The organism is Oliverpabstia sp., assembly GCF_022785585.1.
Lineage (GTDB): Bacteria > Bacillota > Clostridia > Lachnospirales > Lachnospiraceae > Oliverpabstia > Oliverpabstia intestinalis.
The window spans coordinates 1-6,972 of record NZ_JALFPR010000027.1 but is presented as its reverse complement, the minus strand read 5'-3'; the positions used below and the strand labels follow the sequence as shown (position 1 = coordinate 6,972).

The window sequence follows — 6,972 nt, the reverse complement described above, 5'->3', positions numbered from 1 at the left end:
GTCATGAAGTCTCCACGGAAACCGATCAGACCACGGGCCGGAATCTCGAATTCCAGACGGGTGGAACCGTCGCTTCCGGTACTCATACCCTGCAGGGAACCTTTACGTTCGCTCATTTTCTGGATGACTGTACCGGAGAACTCTTCCGGAACATCCACGTAAGCCAGTTCCATAGGCTCTAACAGTTTTCCGCGTTCGTCCTCTTTATAAAGAACTTCCGCTTTACTTACTGCAAATTCATAACCCTCACGGCGCATATTCTCGATCAGGACAGACAGATGCAGTTCTCCACGACCGGATACCTTGAAACAGTCCGGAGAATCGGTATCTTCCACGCGCAGGCTGACATCGGTGTTCAGCTCACGCATCAGACGTTCTCTTAAGTGACGGGAAGTTACAAATTTACCTTCCTGACCTGCCAGCGGGCTGTCATTTACCATAAAATGCATGGCGATGGTCGGCTCGGAGATCTTCTGGAACGGAATCGGTTCCGGATTTTCCACGTCACACAGGGTATCACCGATGTGAATCTCCGGGATACCGGAAATAGCAACGATAGAACCGATGCCTGCTTCCTGTACTTCTATCTTATTCAGACCTTCAAATTCATACAGTTTACTGATCTTTACTTTTTTCTTCTTGGAAGGATCATGATGGTTCATCAGCATCACTTCCTGGTTGACAGCGATCTTACCGTTGTCTACTTTACCGACACCGATACGACCTACATATTCATTGTAGTCGATGGTACTGATCAGAACCTGGGTACCTGCATCCGGATCACCTTCCGGAGCCGGGATGTATTTTAAGATGGTCTCAAACAGAGGTTCCATATTTTCCGGTGTATCGTTCAGATCCAGAACAGCATGGCCTGCTTTTGCGGAAGCATACAGGAACGGACAGTCTAACTGTTCGTCGGAAGCATCCAGATCCATCAGAAGTTCCAGAACTTCGTCAATAACTTCATCCGGACGGGCTTCCGGACGGTCGATCTTATTGATACATACGATCACGTGCAGATCCAGTTCCAGCGCTTTTTTCAGAACGAATTTGGTCTGCGGCATAGCACCCTCGAACGCATCTACCACCAGGATAACACCGTCTACCATCTTCAGGACACGTTCTACCTCGCCGCCGAAGTCCGCATGGCCTGGGGTGTCAATGATGTTGATTTTGGTATCTTTGTAATAAACAGCTGTATTTTTGGAAAGAATCGTGATACCACGTTCCCGCTCGATATCGTTGGAGTCCATGACACGTTCCTGGACTTCCTGATTCGCACGGAATACACCGCTCTGACGCAGTAACTGGTCTACCAGAGTGGTTTTACCATGGTCTACATGGGCGATGATCGCCACGTTACGAATATCTTCTCTTTTGATTTTCATAAACAATTTCCTTTCTATGCATATAAAGAGCCCGTAAAACGGGCATTTCCAACGATACAAGTCTATCACATTTTTTTCAGATTACAAGGGAAAAAATTTTTTTTTTCAAAATCCGGTTCTAAATAAGGAAGGAACGGAATAGAAATAAATTATACAAAATACAAAAAAGAGGAAGGGGAACTACAATCATGACAGATAAGATTATTGAAAACAATCAGGTGGAAATCATGGGAAAAATCGCATCCAGGTTTACATTCAGCCATCAGGTATTCGGCGAAGGCTTTTATATGGTAGATGTGCTGGTCAAACGGCTCAGCGATTCCGAGGACCGGATCCCGGTCATGATCTCGGAGCGTCTTGTAGATGTGAACGAGGATTATGAAGGGGAGTATATCCATGTGATGGGGCAGTTTCGCTCCTACAACCGCCATGAGGAAAAGAAAAACCGGCTGGTGCTCTCGGTGTTTGCCAGAGAGGTGGAATTTGTGGAAGATGACGATGAAAATATGAAGAGTAATGCCATTTTCCTGGACGGATACATATGCAAACCGCCGGTGTACCGGAAAACCCCACTTGGCAGAGAAATCGCAGATCTTCTGATCGCCGTCAACCGGCCGTATGGAAAATCGGACTACATTCCGTGCATTTGCTGGGGCAGAAATGCCAGATATGCATCTGCTTTTCAGGTGGGCGGTCACGTCCTGATCTGGGGCAGGATCCAGAGCCGGGAATACGTGAAAAAAATCAGTGAAGAAGAGACGCAGAAGCGGATCGCATACGAGATTTCTGTAAGCAAACTGGAATATGCGGATTGACAATAAAAATGAATAATGATATGATTGAAAAAATAAAATGTTTATTTAAAATGTTTTTTATAAATTTAGGTAGAGGTTGCATTTTTTATCAGTAATTTGTCGGATGTTTCAGGAACAGAAGAAGGCAAAGGAAAGGAAAAAGTGCCGAAGGGGCGAAGAAACCTGAAGCTTGGTTCTTGGGCATGTCTGTGAAGAACGGCATGACTGTCATCGAAAGATGGAGTGCTATCCAAAGAAAACATGTGATGATTTCATAGCGGATTCTTAAAAGGTGGACCTCCGGACGGTGGTGCACCTTTATATGTTTTACATTACATATCAATAATTGGTCCGATGGATCAATAGTTGATCCAGACAAAAGAAAGGAGTAAAGATAGATATGGCTATTTTTGAAGGAGCAGGTGTTGCGCTTGTTACACCTATGAACGAAAATCTGGAAGTAAACTATGACAAGCTGGAAGAATTACTGGAGGAACAGATCGCAGGAGGCACAGATGCCATTGTGATCTGCGGAACAACAGGCGAATCTGCGACACTCACCGAAGAAGAACATATGAGAACGATCAGATTTGCCATTGACAAGGTAAACCACCGAATCCCGGTTGTTGCAGGTACCGGCTCCAATTCCACTGCAACTGCAACACAGATGTCCAAAGAGGCAGCAGAAGCAGGAGCAGATGGTATTCTTCTGGTAACTCCTTACTATAATAAAGGCACACAGAACGGACTGATCAAACATTATACAACCATCACAGAGGAAGCAAAAGTACCGGCGATCCTGTACAACGTACCGAGCCGTACCGGCTGTTCTCTGGCAGCTTCTACGGTTGCTTATCTTGCAAAAAATGCAGAATATGTAACCGCTATCAAAGAAGCATCCGGAGATATCAGCCATGTGGCAGATATCATGTATGCCTGCGACGGAGCCATTGATCTGTATTCCGGAAATGATGACCAGATCGTACCGATCCTGTCCCTGGGCGGGAAAGGTGTTATCTCTGTACTGTCCAATGTAGCACCGAAAGAGACGCACGATATCGTTGCTCTGTTCCTGGAAGGAAAAATAAAAGAAAGCCGTGAACTGCAGTTAAAAGCGTTGCCGCTGGTTCACGCACTGTTCAGTGAAGTTAACCCGATTCCGGTAAAGGCAGCCCTGAATCTGATGGGTAAAGAAGTAGGGCCGCTTCGTCTGCCACTGACCGAAATGGAAGCAGCACACCAGGAAGTTCTGGCAGAAGAAATGAAAAAATTCGGTATCAAACTGGCATAAAGGCAGCAGGAAGAAACAGGAGAGAACGCAAATGGTAAAAGTAATTATGCATGGCTGTAACGGCCATATGGGTCAGGTGATCACCCAGTTAGTGGAAAAAGATCCGGAAATTGAAATTGTAGCAGGTATTGATTTAAATGACTGCAGAGATAACGGATATCCGGTATTTACTGATATTTGGACCTGCGATGTGCAGGCAGATGCAGTGATCGATTTCTGTACAGCGAAAGCGACCGACACACTGCTGGAATACTGTGAAAAAAGACAGATCCCGGTTGTATTATGTACTACAGGTCTGACAGATGAACAGATTAAAAAAGTGGAAGAGACCAGCAAACATGTGGCAGTATTAAAATCAGCAAACATGTCCCTGGGTATCAATCTGCTGATGAAACTGGTTAAAGAAGCAGCCCAGACATTGGCAGCGGCCGGATTTGACATGGAGATCGTGGAGAAACACCATCGTCTGAAAGTGGACGCTCCAAGCGGAACCGCCCTGGCTCTGGCAGACAGCCTGAACGAGGGACTGGACAACGCTTATCATTATACTTTCGACAGAAGTCAGAGAAGAGAACAGAGAGATGACAAAGAGATTGGAATCTCTGCTGTCCGTGGCGGAACCATCGTCGGAGAACATGATGTGATCTTTGCCGGTGATGACGAAGTGATTACTTTCCAGCACACAGCTTACTCCAAGAAACTGTTTGCAAAAGGTGCGATTCAGGCAGCCAAGTTCCTGAAAGGAAAAGAACCGGGCTGGTATCAGATGAGCGATGTGATCGGATAAGTTTAAAATGTAAATTGTTTTGTAACTATTCAGTAGGTAATATTAACTGTGAAGGTACTGAACAGTTACATTGTTTTAAATATTAAAAACAGAATACAGAAAACAGGGAAACGGTCGTTTTTTCAAAAAGCGGCCGTATATTTTTGCATTTTCCGACACATTCTACAACTGTACAGGTGTATGTTTTGTATGCCTGAAAAATGAAGGAAAGGGATGCTGTGGAAAGCTACAGCCACAGCAGAAAAGGAGATGCAGAATATGAAACATGTATGGAAGAGATATCTGATCGTAACCGCAATGACCGTTGTACTCGGACTGTCAGCAGGATGTGGCAGTGCTGCGGAGGATACGAACAACAACCAGAATAACACACAGGATGAAAATACGCCGGATGGCAATGAAAATAAAAACAACAACGAAACCTCACCGGATACCAGCACGGATATGAACAATGACGGAACCAACGGCACGAACAACAATATGAACGGCGCCACTTCCGGGGAAGGTACGGTGGATGAGAACGGAAATATTATCGAAGATCTCGGAGAGGATGTCGGTGAGGGAATCAAAGATGTGGGGGATGGCATCGGAGAAGGCGTGGAGGATCTGACCGGTGGCGGAAGCAGCGATGCGAACCAACAGAATGCACGGTAGATCGCAGAAATAGAAAAAACATGGACAATTGTTGTTTCACCACAGTTTGTCCGGTGAGAGCAAAAACGGAATTCCCCTCTTTTTTACACCTATGTTCATGAAAATGTATGTTGAGATAGTATGTCAGGGTAGATAATATGTTACTATTCATTAGTAATATCCCGCGAGGTGTTTTTTGTGAGCGGAGGTCACAGAAAACCCGAGACATATCGCGCGAATTTATGCGATCAGCATAAATTCTGTGCATCGCGAAGCGTGTTACTGAGAACGGAGTGAATAGTAACGATAACATTTTAAGATGAGATGTTGAGATGACATGTTGCCGTGTATATGGAAACATGATATGATAATAGAAATTTACCACGTTACAACGTGACAGCATACAAAGAGAACAGGAGAAGAGAGGGGAAGATTATGAGATTTCGTCCATGTATCGATATTCACAACGGAAAAGTAAAACAGATTGTAGGCGGCAGCCTGCAGGATCAGGGAGATCAGGCTCAGGAAAACTATGTAGCTGAGCAGGATGCTCCCTTTTTTGCACGGCTCTATCAGTCCCGGGGGATTCGGGGAGGGCATATTATTCTGTTAAATCCTGCAACTTCTCCATATTATGAAGCCACAAGACAGCAGGCGGTAGAAGCATTGAAAGCCTATCCGGGTGGGATGCAGATCGGTGGCGGGATCCGGGAGGACAATGCAGAGAGCTTTCTGGATGCCGGTGCCAGTCATGTGATCGTTACTTCTTATGTATTTAAGAATGGAGTGATCAACTGGGAGAATCTGGAAAAACTGGAGCGTGCAGTAGGAAGGAAACATCTGGTTCTGGATCTGAGCTGTCGGAAAAAAGACGGACAATATTATATCGTGACAGACCGCTGGCAGAAATTTACGCAGGTACCCGTATCGGAACAGACGATTGAAGAATTTTCTTCCCACTGTGATGAATTTCTGGTTCATGCGGTGGATGTGGAGGGAAAGGCTTCCGGGATAGAAGTGGAGTTGGTGAAGCTCCTGGCAAAGAATCATCAGCTCCCGGTGACCTATGCAGGCGGCGTAGGCAGTTTTCAGGATCTGGAGACGTTGCGTATGGCGGGAAAAAATCGTGTGGACGTAACAGTGGGAAGCGCACTGGATCTTTTCGGTGGCAGTATGAAGTGGGAGGATGTACTGGATATTTGTCAGAAGAGTGAAAATTATTTCGAAAAATAACAGATTCTGAACAGTTGGAAAATTGCCCCCGGATTTGACAGAAAAAGATGTGTAAAAAATATGAATTTTCACGAAATAGTTGCAAAATTCAAGCATTATTGGTATAATAAAAACACTTACAAGGGAGCCGGAAAGGATCGCTGACCGTGGTATTTATCGATTCTGACTCCGTAACTGTGAAAGCAGAAACAGTTACTTGTAAAATAAAGTGCGAAGGGGTTGGACAGCATGAAATTTATTATCATTGGAAGAAATATTGACATTACAGAGGGACTGAAATCAGCCGTACAGGAAAAGCTTGGCAAGCTGGAACGGTATTTTACTCCGGAGACAGAGATTCATGTAACCTTGAGTGTGGAAAAAGACAGACAGAAGATTGAAGTTACTATTCCGGTAAAAGGAAACATCATTCGTTCCGAACAGGTGAGCAGTGATATGTACGTATCCATTGATCTGGTGGAAGAAGTTATTGAGCGTCAGCTTCGCAAATATAAAACCAAGATTGTTAATCAGCAGCAGGCAGGAGGAAACTTCCAGAAAGAGTTTGTGGAGGATGAGTTCCTGGAGGACGAAGAGGTTAATATCATTCGTACCAAGAAGTTTGGTATTAAACCGATGTATCCGGAAGATGCATGCGTGCAGATGGAATTGCTGGGACATAATTTTTATGTGTTCCGGAATGCGGAGACAGATGAGGTGAATGTGGTTTATAAGAGAAAGGGGAACACTTACGGGTTGATTGAGCCGGAGTGTTAAAATTGTTGAGAGCGTAAACGGGAGAGAGTCACTGGGTGGTGGCTCTCTCTTTTTGGGTTGGGTTAAGACGGACGCCCGTGGGAGTTGGAT

General features: G+C 45.0%; 7 protein-coding genes and 1 riboswitch. Of the genes, 6 read left to right on the top strand and 1 reads right to left on the bottom strand.

What is annotated here, in order from left to right; genetic code table 11:
- A partial coding sequence (locus MSA64_RS01255; protein ID WP_287890195.1) for a GTP-binding protein occupies positions 1 to 1,388 on the bottom strand: 1,388 nt, incomplete at its 3' end.
- A gap of 188 nt (positions 1,389 to 1,576) precedes the next feature.
- Here MSA64_RS01255 and MSA64_RS01250 point away from each other — a divergent pair.
- From MSA64_RS01250 to hpf, 6 genes are all read left to right on the top strand, one after another.
- Positions 1,577 to 2,203 (top strand): single-stranded DNA-binding protein, encoded by a 627-nt coding sequence (locus tag MSA64_RS01250; protein ID WP_022172620.1) that lies wholly within the window; start codon positions 1,577 to 1,579, stop codon positions 2,201 to 2,203.
- Positions 2,204 to 2,265: 62 nt separating this feature from the next.
- Positions 2,266 to 2,439, top strand: a riboswitch (Lysine riboswitch).
- A gap of 143 nt (positions 2,440 to 2,582) precedes the next feature.
- Complete coding sequence (gene dapA / locus MSA64_RS01245; protein ID WP_154432739.1) at positions 2,583 to 3,473, top strand: 4-hydroxy-tetrahydrodipicolinate synthase; 891 nt, start codon at positions 2,583 to 2,585, stop codon at positions 3,471 to 3,473.
- 31 nt (positions 3,474 to 3,504) lie between these two features.
- Positions 3,505 to 4,260, top strand: coding sequence for a 4-hydroxy-tetrahydrodipicolinate reductase (dapB, locus tag MSA64_RS01240; RefSeq protein ID WP_022172622.1), 756 nt, complete (start codon positions 3,505 to 3,507; stop codon positions 4,258 to 4,260).
- Between the two features lie 258 nt (positions 4,261 to 4,518).
- On the top strand, positions 4,519 to 4,914 hold the full coding sequence (locus MSA64_RS01235) for a hypothetical protein (RefSeq protein ID WP_287890194.1): 396 nt from the start codon (positions 4,519 to 4,521) through the stop codon (positions 4,912 to 4,914).
- 414 nt (positions 4,915 to 5,328) lie between these two features.
- Positions 5,329 to 6,126, top strand: a complete 798-nt coding sequence (hisA, locus tag MSA64_RS01230; RefSeq protein WP_118634495.1) for a phosphoribosylformimino-5-aminoimidazole carboxamide ribotide isomerase — start codon at positions 5,329 to 5,331, stop codon at positions 6,124 to 6,126.
- 228 nt (positions 6,127 to 6,354) lie between these two features.
- On the top strand, positions 6,355 to 6,882 hold the full coding sequence (hpf, locus tag MSA64_RS01225; protein ID WP_022172625.1) for a ribosome hibernation-promoting factor, HPF/YfiA family: 528 nt from the start codon (positions 6,355 to 6,357) through the stop codon (positions 6,880 to 6,882).
- Positions 6,883 to 6,972: the final 90 nt, after the last annotated feature.